The 22,349-nt window shown below is 58.8% G+C and carries 17 protein-coding genes; 11 read left to right on the plus strand and 6 right to left on the minus strand.

Annotated features, from left to right (window positions below; genetic code table 11):
- Positions 1 to 67: 67 nt before the first annotated feature.
- The 3 genes from relA to cysM form a co-directional block, all read right to left on the minus strand.
- Positions 68 to 2,311 (minus strand): GTP diphosphokinase, encoded by a 2,244-nt coding sequence (gene relA / locus ACZYSM_RS25495; RefSeq protein WP_489075835.1) that lies wholly within the window; start codon positions 2,309 to 2,311, stop codon positions 68 to 70.
- Positions 2,312 to 2,434: 123 nt separating this feature from the next.
- On the minus strand, positions 2,435 to 3,787 hold the full coding sequence (rlmD, locus tag ACZYSM_RS25500) for a 23S rRNA (uracil(1939)-C(5))-methyltransferase RlmD (RefSeq protein WP_489075837.1): 1,353 nt from the start codon (positions 3,785 to 3,787) through the stop codon (positions 2,435 to 2,437).
- Positions 3,787 to 4,689: a cysteine synthase CysM gene (cysM, locus tag ACZYSM_RS25505; RefSeq protein WP_489075839.1), complete on the minus strand. Its 903-nt coding sequence runs from the start codon at positions 4,687 to 4,689 to the stop codon at positions 3,787 to 3,789. The genes rlmD and cysM overlap by 1 nt, the downstream gene beginning before the upstream one ends.
- A gap of 333 nt (positions 4,690 to 5,022) precedes the next feature.
- Between cysM and ACZYSM_RS25510 the strand changes: the two genes are divergently transcribed.
- The 3 genes from ACZYSM_RS25510 to ACZYSM_RS25520 all read left to right on the plus strand — a co-directional run bounded on the left by ACZYSM_RS25510 (position 5,023) and on the right by ACZYSM_RS25520 (position 11,594).
- Positions 5,023 to 9,825, plus strand: a complete 4,803-nt coding sequence (locus tag ACZYSM_RS25510; RefSeq protein WP_489075841.1) for an RHS repeat-associated core domain-containing protein — start codon at positions 5,023 to 5,025, stop codon at positions 9,823 to 9,825.
- Positions 9,826 to 9,840: 15 nt separating this feature from the next.
- Positions 9,841 to 10,260, plus strand: a complete 420-nt coding sequence (locus ACZYSM_RS25515) for a hypothetical protein (protein WP_489075843.1) — start codon at positions 9,841 to 9,843, stop codon at positions 10,258 to 10,260.
- Between the two features lie 356 nt (positions 10,261 to 10,616).
- Positions 10,617 to 11,594, plus strand: a complete 978-nt coding sequence (locus tag ACZYSM_RS25520; protein WP_489075845.1) for an IS5 family transposase — start codon at positions 10,617 to 10,619, stop codon at positions 11,592 to 11,594.
- Positions 11,595 to 12,228: 634 nt separating this feature from the next.
- Here the strand turns inward: ACZYSM_RS25520 and ACZYSM_RS25525 are convergent.
- Positions 12,229 to 13,599: a HAMP domain-containing sensor histidine kinase gene (locus ACZYSM_RS25525; RefSeq protein ID WP_489075847.1), complete on the minus strand. Its 1,371-nt coding sequence runs from the start codon at positions 13,597 to 13,599 to the stop codon at positions 12,229 to 12,231.
- Positions 13,586 to 14,308 (minus strand): response regulator transcription factor, encoded by a 723-nt coding sequence (locus ACZYSM_RS25530; RefSeq protein WP_489075849.1) that lies wholly within the window; start codon positions 14,306 to 14,308, stop codon positions 13,586 to 13,588. Before ACZYSM_RS25530 ends, ACZYSM_RS25525 begins: the two co-directional genes overlap by 14 nt.
- A gap of 219 nt (positions 14,309 to 14,527) precedes the next feature.
- Here ACZYSM_RS25530 and ACZYSM_RS25535 point away from each other — a divergent pair, with 219 nt between their 5' ends.
- From ACZYSM_RS25535 to ACZYSM_RS25550, 4 genes are all read left to right on the plus strand, one after another.
- Positions 14,528 to 17,281 carry a response regulator gene (locus ACZYSM_RS25535; RefSeq protein ID WP_489075851.1) on the plus strand — a complete coding sequence of 918 codons (2,754 nt, stop codon included), beginning with the start codon at positions 14,528 to 14,530 and terminating at the stop codon, positions 17,279 to 17,281.
- Between the two features lie 65 nt (positions 17,282 to 17,346).
- Positions 17,347 to 18,336, plus strand: a complete 990-nt coding sequence (locus ACZYSM_RS25540) for a 2-hydroxyacid dehydrogenase (RefSeq protein ID WP_489075852.1) — start codon at positions 17,347 to 17,349, stop codon at positions 18,334 to 18,336.
- Positions 18,337 to 18,427: 91 nt separating this feature from the next.
- Positions 18,428 to 18,862 carry a hypothetical protein gene (locus tag ACZYSM_RS25545; protein ID WP_489075853.1) on the plus strand — a complete coding sequence of 145 codons (435 nt, stop codon included), beginning with the start codon at positions 18,428 to 18,430 and terminating at the stop codon, positions 18,860 to 18,862.
- Positions 18,862 to 19,266 (plus strand): META domain-containing protein, encoded by a 405-nt coding sequence (locus tag ACZYSM_RS25550; RefSeq protein ID WP_489075854.1) that lies wholly within the window; start codon positions 18,862 to 18,864, stop codon positions 19,264 to 19,266. The genes ACZYSM_RS25545 and ACZYSM_RS25550 overlap by 1 nt, the downstream gene beginning before the upstream one ends.
- Positions 19,267 to 19,406: 140 nt before the next feature.
- On the opposite strand, the gene ACZYSM_RS25555 is transcribed toward ACZYSM_RS25550, so the two are convergent.
- Entirely contained in the window at positions 19,407 to 19,874 is a 468-nt protein-coding gene (locus ACZYSM_RS25555; protein ID WP_489075856.1) for a TlpA disulfide reductase family protein, read from the minus strand.
- Between the two features lie 125 nt (positions 19,875 to 19,999).
- On the opposite strand from ACZYSM_RS25555, the gene arsC reads away from it, so the two are divergent.
- The 4 genes from arsC (at position 20,000) to ACZYSM_RS25575 (ending at position 22,150) form a co-directional block, all read left to right on the plus strand.
- A complete protein-coding gene (gene arsC / locus ACZYSM_RS25560) occupies positions 20,000 to 20,353 on the plus strand; it encodes an arsenate reductase (glutaredoxin) (RefSeq protein ID WP_489075858.1) in 354 nt (117 codons plus the stop codon).
- Positions 20,350 to 20,955: an NAD(P)H:quinone oxidoreductase gene (wrbA, locus tag ACZYSM_RS25565; RefSeq protein WP_489075860.1), complete on the plus strand. Its 606-nt coding sequence runs from the start codon at positions 20,350 to 20,352 to the stop codon at positions 20,953 to 20,955. The genes arsC and wrbA overlap by 4 nt, the downstream gene beginning before the upstream one ends.
- Positions 20,948 to 21,370 (plus strand): DUF2069 domain-containing protein, encoded by a 423-nt coding sequence (locus tag ACZYSM_RS25570; protein WP_489075862.1) that lies wholly within the window; start codon positions 20,948 to 20,950, stop codon positions 21,368 to 21,370. The genes wrbA and ACZYSM_RS25570 overlap by 8 nt, the downstream gene beginning before the upstream one ends.
- Positions 21,371 to 21,478: 108 nt before the next feature.
- Positions 21,479 to 22,150: a DNA-3-methyladenine glycosylase I gene (locus ACZYSM_RS25575; RefSeq protein WP_489075864.1), complete on the plus strand. Its 672-nt coding sequence runs from the start codon at positions 21,479 to 21,481 to the stop codon at positions 22,148 to 22,150.
- The last annotated feature ends 199 nt before the right edge of the window (positions 22,151 to 22,349 follow it).

Genomic DNA, 22,349 nt, shown 5'->3' on the forward strand with positions numbered 1-22,349 from the left:
TCGAGATAGCGTTTTACCTGACACACCGCTATCGCGAGCAAGCTCGGCTCCTACAGGGGATCGCATTTCAAGGCGTTCTGTTACGGCGCGTCTCGATAATGTTTGGCAACTGGGAAATTCTCCCGAGCAACCGCCCCAACGCATCCAGCCCCGGAATCTCGATGGTCAAGGACATCAACGCTGTGTTGTCCTCCTTGTTCGAGCGGGTATTGACTGCCAGCACGTTGATCCGCTCATTGAGCAGCACTTGCGAAACGTCGCGCAGCAAACCAGAGCGATCATAGGCGCGAATGACGATGTCGACCGGATAGGTCAACACCGGCACCGGCCCCCAACTGACCTGAATGATCCGTTCCGGCTCACGGCCACCCAACTGCAGCACCGACGCACAGTCCTGACGGTGAATGCTGACGCCCCGGCCCTGGGTGATGTAGCCGACGATCGCATCTCCCGGCAGCGGCTGGCAGCAGCCGGCCATCTGAGTCATCAGGTTGCCAACACCCTGAATCTGGATATCGCCGCGCTTGCCGGGCTTGTAGCCGGTTGCCTTGCGCGGAATCAGTTCCAGCTGTTCGTTGCCGCGTTCCGGCTCGACCAGTTGCTGGGCCAGATTGACCAACTGCGCCAGGCGCAAATCGCCGGCACCCAACGAGGCAAACATATCCTCGGCGGTTTTCATGTTGGCCTTGTCGGCCAGCTTGTCGAAATCCACCTGCGGCAAGCCAAGACGACCCAGTTCACGTTCGAGCAAGGCTTTACCGGCGGCCACGTTTTGATCACGGGCCTGCAACTTGAACCAATGGACGATCTTCGCCCGGGCTCGAGAGGTGGTGATGTAACCCAGGTTCGGGTTCAGCCAGTCGCGGCTCGGCGTGCCATGCTTACTGGTGATGATCTCGACCTGTTCACCGGTTTGCAGGCTGTAGTTGAGCGGAACGATGCGCCCGTTGATCTTGGCGCCGCGGCAGTTGTGACCGATTTCGGTGTGCACACGGTAGGCGAAGTCCAGCGGCGTCGCGCCTTTGGGCAAGTCAATGGCATGGCCGTCCGGGGTGAAGATGTAAACCCGGTCCGGCTCGATATCAACGCGCAGCTGTTCGGCCAGACCACCGATATCCCCCAATTCCTCGTGCCACTCGAGCACCTGACGCAGCCAGGAGATTTTCTCTTCGTAGTGATTGGAGCCGGATTTGACGTCGGTGCCTTTGTAACGCCAGTGAGCGCAAACGCCCAGCTCGGCCTCTTCGTGCATCGCGTGGGTACGAATCTGGACTTCCAGCACCTTGCCTTCAGGACCGATAACCGCCGTATGCAACGAGCGGTAGCCGTTCTCTTTAGGGTTGGCGATGTAGTCGTCGAACTCTTTCGGGATGTGCCGCCACAAGGTATGGACGATGCCTAGTGCGGTGTAACAGTCGCGTATTTCCGGCACCAGCACTCGAACGGCACGCACGTCGTAGATCTGGCTGAATTCCAGACCCTTGCGCTGCATTTTGCGCCAGATCGAATAGATGTGCTTGGCCCGGCCGCTGATGTCAGCGTCGACGCCAGTAGCCTGCAGTTCGGTCTGCAATTGATTCATCACATCGGTGATGAAACGTTCGCGATCGAGGCGACGTTCATGCAGTAACTTGGCGATCTGCTTGTACTGATCGGGCTCCAGGTAACGGAAGGACAAATCCTCCAGCTCCCACTTGATATGCCCGATACCGAGACGGTGAGCCAGGGGCGCGTAGATGTCGAAGACTTCCCGGGCGACCCGATTGCGCTTCTCGTCATCGGCGGTTTTCACCGCACGAATCGCGCAGGTACGTTCGGCCAGCTTGATCAGCGCGACGCGAACGTCGTCGACCATGGCCACCAGCATCTTGCGAAGGTTTTCGACCTGCCCCTGAGTGCCAAGCACCAACGACTGCCGCGGACTCAAACTGGCGCTGATAGCCGCCATGCGCAGCACGCCGTCGATCAGCTTGGCCACCACCGGACCAAAACGCTGGCTGACCATCGGTAGCTGGATCTGACCTTCACGGACGCCGCGGTAAAGCACCGCAGCCACCAGCGAATCCTGATCCAGTTTGAGGTCAGCAAGAATTTCTGCGATTTCCAGACCGGCACGGAAACTCGACATCCCTTCGGCCCAGAGATTCTTCGCCGCATTGTCTTGTTGCTCAGCCTCGCGAGCGAACTCGCAAGCTTCTTTCAAGGCTTCACGGTCCAGCGCCGGATCGACACTGACCGCATGATCGAGCCATGCCTCGAGATTGATACTGCCGTCGGTGTTGATCGGCTGGTGTGCTCTCACCTGTACCATCTTGCTTACCTTCCCTACGACGCACATTCAATGCATCAAAATCGCTGACCTTCGTTGTCAATACTCCCTCGCTGGGCTGGCGAGGGTCATGCATTGGCGGGTCAGTCGGACCAGACGAGCATCCTAGCTCGCTTCAAATAACGCCATGGCCTCGACATGTGCCGTCTGAGGAAACATATCGAGGATCCCGGCACGTTTTAACCGGTAGCCCTGCTTGATCAATTCGACTGTGTCGCGAGCCAGAGTTGCCGGGTTGCACGACACATAAACCAACCGTCCTGCGCCCAGAGTAGCGAGCTTGCGCACCACTTCGAAAGCACCGTCACGGGGTGGGTCCAAGAGTACCGCAGAAAAGCCCTCGCCGGCCCATTTGGCATCAGCCAAAGGCTGGGATAAATCGGCGTGAAAAAACTTCGCGTTATGCACATTGTTGCTAACCGCATTGTCGGTGGCACGTTCGACCATGGCCGCTACGCCTTCCACCGCGACGACTTCTTTAACCTGAAGAGCCAGCGGCAGAGCAAAGTTACCCAAGCCACAAAACAAATCGAGAACCCGGTCATCGGCCTTCGGTGCCAGCCATTCCAGAGCCTGAGCGACCATCACTTCATTGACCCCGGCGTTGACCTGGATAAAGTCTCCCGGCCGATAAGCCAGATTCAAATCCCACTGTTCCAATCGATAACCTAGCTGCTGATCCGGCTCGACCGGTTGCGGCTCGCCTTCGCCGTGCAGCCACAACTGGGCCCCATGGAATGCGCAGAACTCTTTCAATATCGTCAAATCAGCTTCAGACAGCGGCGCCATGTGCCGCAGCAAAAATGCGATGGCCGAACCGCTGAACAACTCCACATGACCCAACGCCTGAGGTTTGCTCAAACGCCGCAGCATCTCCGGCAAGCGCTGCATGATCGGTTGCAAGGGCTGTACCAGCACCGGGCAATCATTAATGCCGACGATGTCCTGGCTGGCTGCCGCACGGAAACCCACTTCGAGTTTTTTTGCCTTGGCATCCCAACGTACCGCCACCCGGGCGCGACGTCGGTAGCCAAATTCTGGCCCACTCAAGGGAGCTGCCCACTCTTCAGGCTCGACACCCGCAACCCGCGACAACTGCTCGGCGAGCATGCGCTGTTTCAGGGCAAGCTGTTCGTTGTGGGGCAAATGCTGAACGCTGCAACCGCCACAGCGCCCGGCGTGGGCGCAAGGTGCCGGACGGCGCAAATCACTGGCCACCAATACCCGCTCGGTACGCGCTTCGACGACTTTACCGTGGGCACCCAAGACCCGCGCTTCGACTTCCTCACCGGCCAAAGCACCGGCGACGAACCAGGTACGGCCTTCAATAAAGGCAATGCCACGGCCGTCGTTGGCCAGTCGTTCGATCGTCAACCGCTGCTTTTTACCGGTGGGCACTTGCGGGGCCCGAGTGCCGCCACTCGGCTGGAAGCGCAGGCCTCTCTCTTGCTTGGCCATCAGTTGGGCGCGTCGAAAATGCCGGTCGACAAGTAACGGTCGCCACGGTCACAAATGATCGCGACCATCACCGCGTTTTCGACTTCTTGGGACAGGCGCAACATCGCTGCCACGGCACCGCCGGAGGACACACCACAGAAAATGCCTTCTTCGCGGGCCAGACGACGGGTCACGTCTTCGGCTTCGCTTTGGGCCATGTCGACGATCCGGTCGACCCGATCGGCTTGATAAATCTTCGGCAGATACTCTTCAGGCCAGCGGCGGATACCGGGAATGGCCGAACCTTCCATCGGTTGCAGACCGACAATCTGCACCGTCGGGTTCTGCTCTTTCAGGTAGCGCGAGACGCCCATGATGGTGCCAGTGGTACCCATGGAGCTGATGAAGTGGGTGATGCTGCCTTGAGTCTGACGCCAGATTTCAGGGCCGGTGCCGGTGTAGTGCGCCTCAGGGTTATCAACGTTGGCAAACTGGTCGAGCACCTTGCCACGGCCTTCTGCCTGCATCCGTTCGGCGAGATCGCGAGCGCCTTCCATGCCCTCTTCCTGGGTGACCAGAATCAGCTCGGCGCCATAGGCGGTCATCGCTGCCTTGCGCTCGGCACTGGAGTTGCCGGGCATGATCAGGATCATCTTGTAACCCTTGATCGCCGCGGCCATCGCCAGGGCGATCCCGGTATTACCCGAAGTCGCTTCGATCAACGTATCGCCGACATGGATCTGCCCGCGCAATTCGGCGCGGGTGATCATCGACAGCGCCGGGCGGTCCTTGACCGAGCCCGCGGGGTTATTACCCTCAAGCTTGAGCAGCAGGGTGTTGCTGGTGGCGCCGGGCAGGCGCTGCAAACGGACCAGCGGGGTGTTGCCGACGCAATCGGCGATGGTTGGGTACTGCAAGGTCATGGCGTATTCGCAATCCAGACTGCGGGGGCGCCTATCATACCGGCAAACGTCTGGAGTCCATATCACGCAAAGTGCGGTGCTTATGGCTTAAAGGCATAAGCCTGCGAACACTACGCACAATGTCCGCTGCCCACTTCAGCCGTTGCGCACAGTAACGACAGAATCCTTTCCGGTTACAGATAGCTTTTGAGCCGCCATGTGGCCTTCTGGCGTCCGGATTCGAGGGAACAATTTCGCCACGTCGTAGGCCAAATCTGATTTCTCAGGCCACCCATCCAAGCCCTCCATCGCTCATGCAGAATCGGCCGCCTTCACTCTGCAGAGACTTCATGGATGCTCGTTCCTGCCAAGCAACCGGGCCACATCGCTCACATCGAAGATCAACTCGACACCTTCAAAGACACCCTCGGTCTCTATCGCAAACAAGTCAGCAGCTGGTTCGGCAGGACGCTGGACAAGGGCAGTCGCGCCGCCGATCTGCCGTCGCTGTTGGGCATGGAGCGGGTGATCAAGCTCGGAACCACCAGCACCTCGGTCAGCATGCGCGACGACGATTTCATCTCCAGCGTCGCCCAATGCCCGGCCAGCGGAATTCTCGAAATCGAGAGCAAGTTCGAGTCGGTTTACGACATTCCGCTTGGCAATATTCAGGTCGAAGTCATACCGGCAGGTGGTGGCCCCGCTTTGCCTATCACTCTGGATGAACAGGGCAAGGCGCAGTTCAAGGGCGAGGCCGGCAAGTTCTATCGGGTCCGGGTTCACAGTGAAGTGACCCCGGCGCAAGTCGATGAGCTGTTCGCTGCCTACGACGGGCTGACTCAGGATCTGGAAGGCTGGCTGCGTAGCGAGTGGCAGGGTTTTAAACCGCAGTGGTCGCAGCAGTCGGCGTCAGCTTCGTTGCGGGCGGCGGGCAATGGGATGCTGGCCGGCAGTTGGGCGGCGATCGAGGGCGTGTGGGACAACATCAGCCTGATCAGTGACATCCTCAAGAACCCGGGGGATCACCTCGAACGTCTTGGCGGCAGCGCGCAGCAACTGGTCAAGTCGGCGCAGGACGCACCGCAAGTAATGGAAAAAGCCATGCTGCTGGCCAGCGATGAAGCGGCGCTGTGCTTGTTGCTGCGCACCGCGAGTCTTTGGCTGGACGCCTTGCCGCCGAGTTTGATCGCTGGCAAGTCGGCTGAGGTGATTTCCACGGTCGTGGTGCAGATCCTGATCGACCTGCTGATTGGCCTTGTGCTGACTGTTGCCGGTTCAGGCATCGGGGTCGGCCCCGGCGTCGGCATCGCCTATTTGACGCTGCGCCTGGCGGACCATGGTGCTCAATTCCTTGGCGCCGTCCTGCGCTTCGTCGAGTCCCTATTCAAGATCATCGACAGCTTTATCGGCTATGTCGACCGCTACAAAAAGGTCGCCGCCCGGGGGCTGACCGGCGGCCAGAAACAGGGCGTATTGGAGATGCGCTGGGGCGCGCGCCGCAACGCCACACTGAAGAAACAGGAACACCACGACGACGCCCCCAGCCAGGCGAAAAACCCCAACGGCGACAGTGCCGACACCGCCCGCAACACCGCCACCCACGGCTGTCCGGTATCCATGGTCACCGGCGAAGAACTGCTGACCCTCAGCGACGGTGAGCTGGACGGGGTGCTGCCGTTTAGCTGGACCCGGCTGTACCGCAGCAGTGCGGTGGAAATTGATTGCGGCCTCGGGTTTGGCTGGAGTCATGCGCTGGCGCAGCGGCTGGCGATCAGCGACGACTCGGTGATCTGGACCGATCACGAGAATCGCCGCACCACGTTCCCGCTGCCGAACCTTGAGCGACCCGCGATCCACAACAGCCTGTCGCGGGCGGCGATTTATCTCGGCGACGATCCGCAGGAACTGATCCTCGCCCAGGCCGGTGACGAGGTGCGGTTCTACCATTTTCGCGCGGGTCGGCTGAGCGCCATCAGCGATGCCTACGGCAACCGGCTGCGGATCACCCGCGACCGCCAGGAACGCATCCTTCGTCTCGACAACGGCGCCGGCCGCGCCCTGCGCCTGCGCTATGACCGCGTGCATATCATCGCCGTCGACTACCAGAGCTTGCACCCGGCGGACACCCTCGAAGCGGCCTGGCACACCGAGCAGACGCTGGTCCGCTACCGCTATGACGAACGTCAGCGGCTGGTCGAGGCGACCAACGCCGCCGGTGAACGTGAACGTTACGACTACGACGATCAGCAGGTCATCCTGCAGCGGCAACTGGCCGGTGGCGCGAGTTTTTTCTGGGCGTGGGAACGCGTGGGCAAAGCCGCGCGCTGCATCCGGCACTGGGCGAGCTTTTCGCAGATGGATGCGCGTTACGTCTGGGACGACCAGGGCCGCGTCAGCGTCCGGCATGCCGACGGCACTGAGGAGCTTTACACCCACGACCCGCAGGCGCGCCTGGTGCGCAAGGTCGAGCCGGACGGCGCCGAACACCTCAAGGCCTACGACGACCAAGGCCGGCTGACGGCCGAGCAGGACCCACTCGGCGCCGTTACCGAATACCGGTATGACGAGGCCGGGCGCCTCAGCGCGGTATTGCCCGCCGAGGACCAGCCGACGGCGTTCGAATACCGCAACGGTTACGTCCACCGGCGCCAGCGCGGCCCGGCGCAGTGGACCTACCAGCGTAATGCCCAGGGCGCCATCACCCGACAGACCGATCCCAGTGGCCACGTCACCCACTACCACTACGACAACCAAGGTCGGCTGCTGTCGATCCGCCATCCGGACCACAGCCTCCACATGTTGGGCTGGAACCGCCTCGGCCAACTGATCGAAGAACAGCTGCCGGACGGTGGCCAGCGCCGCTATGCCTACGACGTGCTGGGCCGGCAGATCAGCCGACAGGACGAACACGGCGCGCTCACCCAGTACCACTGGGATGCCGTGGGGCGGTTGCTGCACACCACCTTGCCCGGTGGCGCCACCCGCGCCTTCAGCTACAACGCCTACGGCAAAGTCACCGCCGAGCGCGATGAACTGGGGCGCATCACCCGCTACGAATACGCCGACGACCTGCACCTGGTCAGTCGCCGGATCAACCCCGACGGCACCCAGCTGCGCTATCGCTACGACAACGCGCGGCTGTTGCTCAGCGAAATCGAAAACGCAGCCGGTGAGCGCTACCAGCTCGAGTACGGTCCCAACGGGCTGATCCGGCAAGAGACCGGGTTCGATGGGCGGCGCACCGCGTACGCCTATGACCTCAACGGCCAGCTGCTGGAGAAAACCGAGTTTGGCGAGGATGGCAGTGAACTGCTCACCGCCTACCAGCGCGACTCGGCGGGCCGCTTGCTGCTCAAGACCCTGGCCGACGGCAGCCAGATTCATTACCGCTACGACGGCCTCGGTCGGCTGGTCAGCGTCGACGACGGCCACTGGCCGCTGGAATATGAATACGACCTGCACGACCGGCTGATCACCGAGCACCAAGGCTGGGGCACCCTGCGCTATCGCTACGACGCCTGCGGCCAGCTCAATCACCTGCGCCTGCCGGACCACAGCCAACTCGACTATCACCACGCCCAGGGCGGCGCCCTCAGCGCCGTCGACCTCAACGGCGCCCGGCTGACCACTCACCAGTTCCGTGCCGGTCGTGAACAGCAGCGCGAGCAAGGCCGGTTGCTCAGCCAGTACCAGTACGACGAACAGGGCCGGCTGCAGGCCCACGCCGTGAGCCAGCAGGCACACCGGCTTTACCGCCGCGACTACGCCTACAGCGCCAACGGCAACCTGGCCCTCATCAGCGACAGCCGCCACGGCCAACGCCGCTATCACTACGACCCGCTGGACCGGCTGACCAGCGTCCGCCATCCGCACGGCGAACGCCCGGAACACTTCAGCCACGACCCGGCCGGCAACCTGCTGATCCACGACCGCCCCGGCCCGGCCACGGTCAAAGGCAACCGCCTGTTGATGCAAGGCGATCACCATTACGACTACGACGCCTTCGGCAACCTGATCCGCGAACGCCGCGGCAAAGCCCAGTGCCTGATCACCGAATACCGCTACGACTGCTTGCACCGCCTCATCGGCGTGACCCTGCCGGACGGCAGCCAGGCGACTTACAAGTACGACGCCTTCGGCCGACGCATCGGCAAAACCGTCGACGACCAGACCACCGAATTCTTCTGGCAAGGCGAGCAGCTCATCGCCGAACGCGGCAGTCGCCATTACCGCAGCTACCTCTACGAACCCGGCAGCTTCCGGCCCCTGGCGCTGCTCGACGGCGAAGGCCCCCGCAACGCCTGCCCGTTCTACTACCAACTCGACCACCTCGGCACCCCCCAGGAACTCACCGACTACAGCGGCGACATCGTCTGGTCGGCGACCTACAGCGCCTACGGCAAACTCACCCGCCTCAGCCAGGACCCCGAAGAACCACTCGAGCAACCGCTGCGCTTCCAGGGCCAATACTGCGACGCCGAAACCGGCCTGCACTACAACCGCCATCGCTACTACAATCCGGACATCGGCCGCTACCTGACCCCGGACCCGAGCAAGCTGGCGGGTGGGCTGAACGGCTACCAATACACCCCGAATCCGACGGGGTGGGTGGATCCGTTGGGGCTCAACGCCAATTGCCCACCGGGGAACAAGAAGGGTGGTTGCGCGTTACCGGATGACATTAGCAAAGCCTCCGTCAATGATGGGGCTCCAACGCTTCCTAAGCCGTTGCCCAAAGAAGAGGCGAAACGCCAAGTGTTAGCTTGGGAAAAAGAATACAACATGCATAGTGTTGCGAAACACGGTCCCGAAATCCCGGACGAGGCTCTGAAGCAGCGATCAATTGATGGTTCTCACCCAACTATTAAGGGGAAAAAGGAAGGGATTAATTCGAGCTCGCAATTTACTTGCTGGATTTTGCAATGTCAGGCGATAGGTTACGCTATCTCAAAGATGGATAAGCATGTACCCGAGCCTACCGGATACGATAAAAAAGGTAACCCTGTAGTTAGGGTAAAAATACCCGGAGTGGGGCGAGGATATAAGCCTAATGATAAGGATTTGAACAACCCGAAATACGTTGAAGTTATGAATGAGGCAGAGGTGAGGTTTGATAAGAAAAATATCAAGCGACCATTTACGGCATTTACTAGATAGAAGTGATAAGTGATCATGAAGTCTCCATTTAAGAATGTAAATTTACCGTGGGAGCCTCGGCTTTCATATGTTTTGGCAGGACTTGAAATTTATGATCGGGAGGAGACAATAGGTGAAGCTCTTCGAAAATATAATCCCAATGTGTTTGAGGAGCGGCGCGAAATAATTGAAAAATTCGTGCTTCATGGTTTGGATTATTTAAGTTATAGGCATCGTTTTGCTCTATTTAAGGTGCTTGAAGAAGCCTTGACTGATAGCGGTTATGATTTTTCGACACAGTTTGAAAGTGATTACGATGAGTGCAGCACTATTGCATGGGATGAAACAGAAATAGACGATCCTCGTGGTTTTTTTGAGGATATATATAGGTTGGCAAGCGAAGAGTGGAAGGACGATCTTTATAAGGCCAGTCTCGAAGATCAATCCACTTGGTAAATGACTGGATCGGGAGTGTACTCGCGGATTTTACGACCGCTGCGCGTTCGATCGCGGGCAAGCCTCGCTCCTACATTGGATTGCATTCCCTTGTGCGAGGCTTGCCCGCGATGAAGGCGGTCTGTCAGACGACTAAAATTCTGGGCGAAGGCATAGGAGATTTTCCGCAAGTTGTGGTGGTCTGCATGAACTGGTGCGCGATGGGCTTCATCGATAGTCTTGGGGGTGTCACTGCACATTCAGTGGCGTGATGCAGGAACCCTTGAAAACTATCGGAGACGCTTAGGGAAACTCTGAAAAAGACTTCCAGATTTGGTGAAATACCCGCCTCACACGAACCGAACGATTGAGCCCCGATGAAACAGATGTCCTTCGCCGATGCCGAGTATGCCGGCAAACGTAAGCAGACCCGTCGCGAGCGTTTCCTGATCGAGATGGATCAGGTCGTGCCCTGGAAGGGGTTGATTGCCTTGATCGAGCCGCATTATCCAAAGGGTGAAGGCGGTCGTCCGGCGTATCCGTTGCTGGCCATGTTGCGGGTTCATCTGATGCAGAACTGGTTCGGTTACAGCGATCCGGCGATGGAAGAAGCACTTTACGAGACGACGATTCTGCGCCAGTTTTCGGGGCTGCATCTGGATCGGATTCCCGATGAAACCACGATCCTCAACTTCCGCCGCCTGTTGGAAAAACATGAGCTAGCCGGCGGGATTTTGCAGGTCATCAATGGCTATCTCGGCGATCGCGGCTTGCTGTTACGCCAAGGCGCGGTGGTCGATGCCACGATCATTCATGCGCCCAGTTCGACCAAGAACAAGGACGGCAAACGCGATCCCGAAATGCACCAGACCAAGAAAGGAAATCAATATTTCTTCGGAATGAAAGCGCATATCGGTGTCGATGCCGAGACGGGTTTGGTGCATAGCCTGGTGGGCACGGCGGCCAATGTGGCGGACGTGACGCAGGTCGATCAGTTGCTGCATGGCGAGGAATCATACGTGTCTGGCGATGCCGGTTACACCGGCGTGGACAAGCGTCCTGAGCATCAGAATCGCACGATGATCTGGTCGATTGCTGCGCGGCCCAGCAGCTATAAAAAACACGTGAAAAAGAGTTTGATCGGGCGCCTGCGGCGCAAAATCGAATATGCGAAAGCACAAGTCCGGGCGAAGGTTGAGCATCCATTCCGAGTGATCAAGCGTCAGTTTGGCTATATGAAAGTGCGCTTTCGTGGTCTGGCGAAAAACATCGCTCAGCAGACGACGTTGTTTGCGTTGTCGAACCTGTGGATGGTGCGAAAGCGATTGTTGAATGCAGGAGAGGTGCGCCTGTAATGCGGGCTAATTGCTCTGAAACAGCGCGATTAAAGGAAAGAACCATGAATTAAGGGCAGGAAAGGTCTGTTTTTCGACCGACGCATGATTTTTTGAACCTCAAGTAGCGAGGGCATGAAAAATCGGCGGGTACTTCAGACCTTCCTTAGGGGAACTCTGAAAAAGACGTCCATCTTTGGTGAAATATCCGCCTCACACGAACCGACAACTCAGATCCTGTTAGCCCATTAAAAAACCAATAAACGACCGCTAGACGATATAAAAAATATGGAGTGTAGAGACTACTTGACCAACTCAAATATTGCAGACGCGCCCGAAGCATGGAATATGGAAATCTTGGGAGTGCACGTTGTAGCGGGCACCGCATCGGACTTTTTACCCATTTTACTGCTACTTCTCTTATTTTTTGGCTATTTGGTCTTCAAGTTGTTGCACGTGCGCTGGGGAAAATATGAAAGCCTCTTTACAACCCTTCTTCTACTTCATGTTACCCCCATCATTTTGCTGGGGATAATAAAATACACCCTTAATCAATAACTGATTGAAACTCGCACTTGAATGCTTTCTATCGAGTCAGGATTCTCCAAGAGCGAGGCTCGCGCGCGATCTTTCAGCTACTACTGGACTGGACGAGTCAGGTTTTATCAGACTGATGAGCCAACAACCGCATATTCAACCGCAACCCCTGCCCGGTGTTTTCCGCCCACAAGCTGCCCCCCTGGCGCCGCACGGCATTGCGGGCGATGCTCAGTCCCAGACCAAATCCACCGTCGCCTGGACGTGAACCGTCGAGACGGGTGAACGGTGCGAAAATTCGTTCTAGCTCTTGCTCCGCTACACCACCCCCCTGATCTTCCAGCCAAAGATGCCAGTAAGCACCCTCCCGACGACCATAAAGGCGCACGATGCCGCCCGCCGGAGAATGTCGGATGGCGTTGCGCAGTATGTTTTCCAGTGCCTGCGCCAGTGTGTTGAGATGACCACGAACCCAGCACGATGAATCAACGACGCAGTGCAATTGCTCCGACGGCCAGCCGCTTTCGAAACAGGCGTTTTCCGTCAGCATCTCCCACAACGCCTGAATCTGGATGCCCTCTTCAGGTAACGGCGCGCGCTCGGTGTCGAGCCAGGCCAGTTGCAAGGTGTCCTCCACCAGCCGCTGCATGCCGTCGACTTCCCTGCCCAGCCGCTCACGCAACTGTCCCAGGCTCTGCTCGCTTTCACTGGCCACGCGCAGGCGACTCAAAGGTGTTCGCAGTTCATGGGACAAGTCGCGCAGCAATTGCTGCTGCAACACCACCGTGCTTTGCAGGCGCTCGGACATTTGATCGAAAGCCCGCCCCAGTTCGCCTAACTCATCCGGTCGGCTGGTGGTCTGGGTGGACAGGCGCGCCGTCAGTTGATCGGCGCGCCAGACATTGGCCTGCTCACGCAAGTTGTTCAACGGCACGACCAGCAAGCGATACAAACCGACGCACAGCAGCAGCGTGAACAACCCCGGAATCACCCCATTGGTCACCACCCGCCAGAACACCCGGTAACGCCCAGGCATAAACCGCTGGGGTAATTCGATCACCAGGCTGCCGATAGCAGGATCGTTGGGGAATGGAATTTTCAACCAAGGCAAGCCATGGGTATGACGGCTGACCGGCCAATCCAGGCCTCGCAAAAAGGTCAGGCGCAGGCTCTCCGACTCCTTTAGCGGGTAGCTGCTGAGCGATTGCAAATCGTGACCGATGACCCCTACCCAACCGCGTTCACGCGCCCCGATTGTCTGCAACCAGGCATCGAGACCGGCGCGCTGGTCTTGAGCCCAGGCCAACTCCGCCTCGGCGGCGTAACCCACAAGGGTGGACCGGGCCTCGCCGGACAGGAACAGATTCTTCTGCTCCATAAAACGTCCCCACGACCAGCTCAGCCAGATCATCAACAGACAGAACGCCACCAACAGAAAGGCCAGCTTCCAGAACAGCGAATGCTTGCCCGGCAGGTCAGACCATTTCATCGATCGCGCTCAGCATGTAGCCCTTGCCCCAGACCGTGCGCACTTCACATTCGCTGTAGCCGATGGCCTTGAGCTTGCGACGAATCTGGCTGATATGCATGTCGAGGCTACGATCATGGGGGGCATAACCGCGCTGCAAGGCATGTTGATAAAGGAAGGCTTTACTGAGCACCTCCTCAGCATTGCGGTTCAGCGTCTCCAGCAGACGGTACTCGCTACGGGTCAAACCGGCCCATTGCCCGGCATGACGGACATCGCACAGCTCATCGTCGAAACGAAGGCTCCGGGTATCACTGTTGAGCGGCGCAGTGACTTGACGGCGGTCCAGCGCGACCCGGCGCAAGATGGCTTCGATGCGCACCCGCAACTCGACCATGCTGAAGGGTTTGGGCAGATAATCATCAGCTCCCAAGCGAAAGCCGCTGATGCGATCCGCCTCGGCACCCAACGCCGACATCAGAATCACCGGAATAGAATGGCTCTGGCGCAGATGTGTCAGTACCGTCAGGCCATCCATGCCTGGCAGAAGAATGTCCATCAGCACCACGTCAAACGCTTGATTGCGGGCAATCGCCAACCCCTCCTTGCCGTTCTGGCACCAAGTCACCTGAAAACCACAGCGGTCCAGGTGCTCGTATACATAAGCACCCAACACGAGGTCGTCTTCAATCGCCAGAATACGGGGGTGACCAATAGATACGGGAGTCATTAGCTTCTGCAAGTAATTCTCAATTGCCGATTATTCAAGATTGCTCCCCGTCGAGCAACCCGAGCCCCTCATTAAAGGTATGGCATTTGCATCAGCGGGCTGGCGGCGACGGTAATTTACAAAGATTGCCTGCAAGCAAATGGCTACACTGCGCAGGTGCCGTGCACCGGATGTGCGCGTCAATCATTCAAAAAAACAGTGTGGTAGCAGGAGAGTTGCGTGCTTAAAAAACTGGGGATAAAAGGCCGCGTGCTGTTGCTGACCTTGTTGCCGACCAGCTTGATGGCATTGGTGCTCGGCGGCTATTTCACATGGATGCAGCTGTCCGACCTGCAAACCCAGCTCCTGCAACGTGGCGAGATGATCGCCGAACAACTGGCACCGCTGGTGGCTCCTGCCATGAGCCATAACAATTCGGATTTACTGGAACGCATCGCGACCCAATCCCTAGAACAGACGGATGTTCGCGCCGTGTCCTTTCTCGCGCCTGATCGCACGCTGCTGGCCCATGCCGGCCCGAGCATGCTTAATCAGCCGCCGATCGGTAACAGCACCCACCTGCTGCAACGCACCGGCAGCGATGCAACTCGCTACCTGCTGCCAGTGTTCGGCCGGCACCGCAACCTTGCGGGTGACCTGATCCCTGATGAGTCCGAGCGTTTGTTGGGTTGGGTGGAGCTCGAACTGTCCCACAATGGCATGCTGTTGCGCGGTTACCGCAGCCTGTTCGCCAGCCTGCTATTGATCGCCACGGGCCTTGCCGGCACGGCCCTGCTGGCACTGCGCATAAGCCGCACCATCAATACGCCGCTCGGCCTGATCAAACACGCCGTTGCACAGCTCAAGGACGGTAACCTCGAAACCCGCTTGCCTGCGCTTGGCAGCCAGGAGCTGGATGAACTGGCGTCGGGCATCAACCGCATGGCTGGCACCCTGCAAAACGCCCAGGAAGAGTTGCAACACAGCATCGACCAGGCCACCGAAGACGTTCGGCAGAACCTGGAGACCATCGAAATCCAGAACATCGAACTGGACCTGGCGCGTAAAGAGGCGCTTGAAGCGAGCCGGATCAAATCCGAGTTCCTGGCCAACATGAGCCACGAGATCCGCACGCCCCTCAATGGCATCCTCGGCTTCACGCATCTGCTGCAGAAAAGTGAGCTGACGCCTCGTCAGCTGGATTACCTGGGCACCATCGAGAAGTCTGCCGACAGCCTGCTGGGGATTATCAATGAGATTCTCGACTTCTCGAAAATCGAGGCCGGCAAGCTGGTGCTCGACAGCATTCCCTTCAACCTGCGTGATCTGCTGCAAGACACCCTGACCATCCTCGCCCCGGCGGCCCACGCCAAAGAGCTTGAACTGGTGAGCCTGGTCTATCGCGATACGCCGTTGTCTCTGGTCGGCGACCCGCTACGCCTCAAACAAATCCTCACTAACCTGGTGAGCAACGCGATCAAATTCACCCGCGAAGGCACCATCGTCGCCCGCGCAATGCTCGAAGAAGAGCATGAAGACAGCGTGCAACTGCGCATCAGCATTCAAGACACCGGTATCGGCTTGTCGAATCAGGACGTGCGCGCCTTGTTTCAAGCCTTCAGTCAGGCCGACAACTCGCTGTCCCGGCAACCCGGCGGCACCGGTCTGGGCCTGGTCATTTCCAAGCGCCTGATCGAACAAATGGGTGGCGAGATCGGCGTCGACAGCACGCCCGGCGAAGGGTCCGAGTTCTGGATCAGCCTGAGCCTGCCGAAAACCCGCGACGACGCTGAAGACCTGCCGTCTGCGCCACTGCTCGGTCGCCGCGTCGCGGTGCTGGAGAACCACGAACTGGCTCGCCAGGCCTTGCAGCATCAACTGGAAGACTGCGGTCTGGAAGTCACCCCGTTCAATACCCTGGAAGCGTTGACCAACGGCATCACCAGCACCCATCAGACCGATCAGGCAATCGACCTGGCGGTGCTCGGCATCACCACCAAGGACATGCCGCCCGAACGCCTCAACCAGCACATTTGGGACCTCGAACATTTGGGTTGCAAGGTGCTGGTGCTTTGCCCGACCACTGAACAGACACTGTTTCATCTCTCTGTGCCCAACCCCCACAGTCAATTGCAGGCTAAACCTGCCTGCACTCGCAAATTGCGCCGGGCCTTGTCCGACCTGGTCAATCCGCGCCCGATGCGCAATGAGCCCGGCGAGCCCATATCCAGCCGTGCGCCGAAAGTGCTCTGCGTTGATGACAACCCGGCCAATCTGTTGCTGGCGCAAACCCTGCTTGAGGACATGGGGGCCAAGGTGCTCGCGGTCGAGAGTGGCTATGCCGCGGTCAAGGCTGTACAGACGGAAGCCTTCGATCTGATCCTGATGGACGTGCAGATGCCCGGGATGGACGGCCGCCAGACCACCGAAGTGATTCGCCAGTGGGAAAGCGAGCGTCACAGCACCCCGCTGCCAATCGTCGCCTTGACCGCCCATGCCATGGCCAATGAAAAGCGCGCCCTGTTGCAAAGCGGGATGGACGACTACCTGACCAAACCCATCAGTGAGCGCCAGCTGGCCCAAGTGGTGTTGAAGTGGACCGGCCTTGCGCTGCGCAACCATGGGCCGGAGCGCGCCAACGAGTCCTATGGCAACAGCGCCGAGTTGCAGGTGCTCGATCATGACGAGGGGCTGCGCCTGGCCGCCGGCAAAGCCGATCTGGCCGCCGATATGCTGGCGATGTTGCTCGCCTCTCTGGAGGCTGACCGTGAAGCCATCCGTGTCGCCCGGGATGCCAAGGACCAGAATGCGCTGATCGAACGGGTCCATCGCCTGCACGGCGCCACCCGCTACTGCGGCGTACCGCAACTACGTGCCGCCTGCCAGCGCAGTGAAACGTTGCTCAAGCAAGAAGACCAAAAGGCCTTTGCCGCGCTGGATGAACTGGACCGAGCCATTAACCGCCTGGCCACAGAAGCTCGCATCGGTGCCTGACCCACGGCAATACCGATGACGCAGATGAGCGTCAAGCTCACCGCCCCCTAAACAAGGATGAAGCCATGCGCACGATTCTCTTCAGCAGCCAGACCTATGATTGCGACAGTTTCCTCAGTGCCGAGCTACCGGCCGGTGTCGAGTTGCAGTTTCAATCGGCGCGACTGAGCCTGGACACGGTCGCTTTGGCTGATCGCCACGAAGTGGTCTGTGCCTTCATCAATGACGACCTCAGCGCGCCGGTGCTCGAACAACTGACGGCCGGCGGTACCCGGTTGATCGCTCTGCGTTCGGCTGGCTACAACCATGTCGACCTGCCTGCTGCCAAACGCCTCGGGCTGAGCATCGTCCGGGTTCCAGCCTACTCACCCCACGCGGTGGCCGAACATGCGGTGGCCTTGATACTGGCGCTGAACCGACGCCTGCATCGCGCCTACAACCGAACCCGCGAAGGCGATTTCAGCCTGCACGGCCTGACCGGCTTCGACCTGGCGGGCAAATCCGTCGGCGTGGTCGGCACCGGCCAGATCGGCGCCACCTTCGCCAGAATCATGGCCGGGTTTGGCTGCCAGCTACTGGCGTACGATCCGCACCCCAACCCGCAGGTAGAAGCCCTCGGCGCCCGATACCTGAGCCTGCCAGAACTGCTGGCGCAAGCGCAGATCATCAGTCTGCATTGCCCCCTGACGACTGAAAGCAAACACCTGATCAACAGCCAGTCACTGGCCCATATGCAACCGGGCGCAATGCTGATCAACACCGGCCGTGGTGGCCTGGTGGACACACCGGCGCTGATCGACGCACTGAAAAGCGGTCAATTGGGCTATCTGGGGCTGGATGTGTATGAGGAAGAAGCGCAACTGTTCTTCGAGGACCGCTCAGACCTGCCGTTGCAAGACGATGTGCTGGCGCGCCTGCTGACATTCCCTAACGTCATCGTCACCGCCCACCAGGCTTTTTTGACCCGCGAAGCCCTGGCTGCGATTGCCGCAACCACCTTGCAAAACATTGCCGCCTGGGCGGCGGGCACTCCACAGAATCAGGTAGAAGGCTAAACCACGGGGCGTCTGCCTGATCGAAGGTCACAAGCCTGGGCCATGCTGGATCCATCCGCGTGCTAGCATACCGCCCATATTTGGAGGACCCATGGTCGAACACGATTTCCGCTACAGCTTGATGAGCCCGCAACACACCCTGATCGAATGCCGCGCCTTGGTGCCGGGTCGATATCAAGTCACCGGTAACGGCGGCTCGATACAGAGCGACGACGTCCTGGTGGTCACCCTGAAAGGCAGCAAGGACTTGTCCATGCGCCTGACCGTAGAAAAAGTCCGTCACCTGATCAACCCGATTGGCCAATGGGTCGCCGTGGCCCGAGGCCCGGTGTTCGGTGAACTGGCGATTCACACCTGGAAGGTCAACTGCGACAGCTGTTCAACCGAGCTGAACTTCGAGTTCGCGGTCGACGCAAAACTCGGCAACAAAGCGCAAAAGCCTGCCGCTACAGCGCGCATTGCCGAACTTGGCTGGGTAACCAAAGGCGAAAAGCACCTGTGCCGTAAATGCCAGGGGCCCGTCTGATGAAACGTCTGGCCATGATGGGGATGGTCGGTGCCAGTCTGTTGGGTTGCGCCGCTGAACCGGCGAAGCTGCAACAAGAACACAGCTACATTCTGGAGTGGATCGGCGAACGCCCGCTGATCGACAACAGCCACCTGACCATCATCCTCGGTGAGGACGGTCGGGCCTATGGCAATGGCGGCTGCAATCACTGGTTCGCGCCTTACGCGCTGGACGGTGAGAAGCTCAACTTCGGCAAGGTCGGCAGCACCCGCAAAATGTGCGCACCGGCACTGATGGAGCAAGAGAAACGCTTCCTGCAGGCACTGGAAACCGTGCAACGCTGGGACATCTCGCCGATCGAGCAAGTACGTTTCTGGCCGGCCGAAGGCAAGCCGTTGCGCTGGTGGCTGGAAGAAGGCTGATACAACAATCCCTGTACCTGTAGGAGCGAGCTTGCTCGCGATGAACTTGACGCGTTTCTTCAATGAGTACGCGTTATCGTTAACGACCATCGCGAGCAAGCTCGCTCCTACAGAGATCTATGTTGTTCGCATTAGACTCTTCAGTTTTTCGCCTGCAACGCCGTAAGCTTCGCCATCACCCCCGCCGCTGTTTGCTCACCCATCAACTGCTCACGCATCTTGCCCTTGTCATCGATGATGTAGGTCACCGGCAATGCCTCACTGCGCGGCAACTCGAAATAATCGGCCGGGTCCTGGGCCAATACAGTGAACTTGATCCCCAGCGCTTCACTGGCTTTCTTCAGTTCATCGCCCTGTACATTGTCGAAATTGACCCCGAACACACCGATCGACTTACCCTTCAACTGTTCAGCCAAGACATTCAGCTCGGGAATCTCGGTTCGGCACGGGCTACACCATTCGGCCCAGTAATTGAGCACCAGCCATTGCTTGTCCAGGCGCTCGGACGCGACCTTTTGCCCCTGCTGATCGACGCCGTAGTCATTGCCACAGCCACCGAGCAGCAAGGTTGTGATGATTGCCAATGCCGCTACCAGTCGCCTAGTCATGTCTTGGTCCTTTAAAAAAATTGGTTCTGAATCCACTTTGACTGCGACCCATCGCCTCCCAAGGTTCAGGACTGCTCGCCACACAGGTAGAATAGCTGCCACCTTACGCAAGATGCGACCCGCACATGACCGATCTGACGCTTTATCACAACCCGCGCTGCTCGAAATCTCGCGGTGCGCTGGAACTGCTGGAAGCCCGCGGCCTGACCCCGACCGTGGTGCGCTACCTGGAAACCCCACTGGACGCTGCGCAATTGCAGAGCCTGCTGGGCAAACTGGGCATCAACGCCCGACAGCTGCTGCGCACTGGCGAAGACGAGTACAAGACCCTCAACCTGGCAGACAGCAGCCTGACTGAAGCGCAGTTGATCGCCGCCATGGCTGCGCATCCAAAACTCATCGAACGGCCGATTCTGCAGGTCGGCGACAAAGCCGTCATCGGCCGTCCACCGGAGAAAGTGCTGGAGATCCTTCCATGAGTGCGCCGTACGTTCTGGTTCTGTATTACAGCCGCAGCGGTTCGACCAATGAGATGGCCCGGCAGATTGCCCGCGGTATTGAGCAAGGTGGTCTGGAAGCACGTCTGCGCACGGTGCCGGCAATCTCCACTGAATGTGAAGCGGTGGCCCCGAGCATCCCGGAGGAAGGCGCCTTGTACGCCAGCCTCGATGACCTGAAAAACTGCTCGGGCCTGGCCCTCGGTAGCCCGACCCGCTTTGGCAATATGGCCGCGCCGTTGAAGTATTTCCTCGACGGCACCAGCAACCTGTGGCTGACCGGTGCTCTGGTTGGCAAACCGGCCGGAGTCTTCACCTCCACCGCCAGCTTGCACGGCGGCCAGGAAACCACCTTGCTGTCGATGATGCTGCCGCTGCTGCACCACGGCATGCTGATCACTGGCCTGCCCTACAGCGAATCGGCGCTGCTGGAAACCCGCGGTGGCGGTACGCCTTACGGCGCCAGTCATCACGCTGGAGCCGATGGCAAAAGCCCGCTGAACGAACACGAAGTCGCCCTGTGCCGGGCGTTGGGCCTGCGTCTGGCAAAAACCGCTCAGCAACTGGAGAGCAACCGTGGCTAAAAAGCCCAAGATCCTGCCTTCCATCGAGTGGCTGGAACCGCGCGTACGGGTAGCTCGAGTATTGAGCCTGCTGTGCTTTCTCGGCTTGATCGGCCTGCTGTGCGCGTACTACCTGATCGTCGCAGACCTGCATGGGGCGAGACCGTGGGTGATCCTGCTGATTGAGCTGGTGCCTTTGCTTCTGCTGGCACCGGGCATGCTCAGCGGCAGCGCGCGCGGGCATTCGTGGATGTGTTTTGTGGTGAACCTGTATTTCATCAAAGGCGCACTGGCCGCCTACGACCCCAACCGACAGATGTTTGGCCTGCTGGAAATGGCCGCGAGCCTGGCCGTGTTCTGCAGCGCGCTGCTGTATGTGCGCTGGCGGTTTCAGCTCAATCGCAAGTTGGCGGGGGAAGGTCAAGCGGTGGCTTGATAGGTGGTCGCCTGACAAACTGTCATCGGCGACCCGACCTCATCCCTCAAGCCCTACTTAATCGAAGCCTGAGAGTTTCCAGCAATTGCTATCCAGTTTGGAGAGGGCATGCACGACTACAAATGGTTAAACGAATACTGCCTCAATCGCTTCGGTTCAGTGGCAGCCTTAGAGGCACAACTGCCCGCCCCTAAATCTGCACAACAATTGAGAACAATCAGCGCCGATCGCTATTTATCGACTTTGGCACTCAGAGTTTTCCGTGCCGGATTGAAGCACAGCCTGGTGGATGCAAAATGGCCGGCATTCGAGCAGGTTTTTTTTGGATTTGACCCGGAAAAAGTAGTACTGATGGGCGCTGAACACCTTGAACGCCTGATGCAGGACGCACGCATCATCAGGCATTTAGGCAAGCTCAAAAGCGTACCGCGCAATGCCCAGATGATCCTCGATGTTGCCCATGAACATGGCAGCTTTGGAGCCTTCATCGCCGACTGGCCCACGACCAACATCGTTGGCCTCTGGCAGTACCTTGCCAAGCATGGAAGCCAATTGGGCGGTCTCTCGGCGCCGAGGTTCCTGCGAATGATCGGTAAAGACACGTTCATTCCGACATTTGACGTGGTTGCTGCGCTGAACGCCCAGAACATCATCGACAAAGTTCCAAGCAGCAAGAGGGATCAAGCGAAGGTTCAAGAGGTTTTCAACCTCTGGCATAGTGAAAGCGGACGGCCGCTCTGTCAGTTATCCGCCATGCTGGCTTATACGGTAAACCATTGAGCCTGGATCACACCCAGCCGCCTGAAACCGTTCAGGGTGCACTGCCCTTTTGTAAGCAAGCGTTTGGCAGTGCACTAGTGTCCTGTCTCTTAAATAAGTTTCTAGCCTGAGCTATGCTTCTGTGGTCAGTCAGTACTTGGAGTGATCACATGAACTCTCAGGACATCGTGCTCAGTGAAGACGAACAAATTGAACTGAG

It is taken from the genome of Pseudomonas sp. F220 (genome assembly GCF_057813935.1).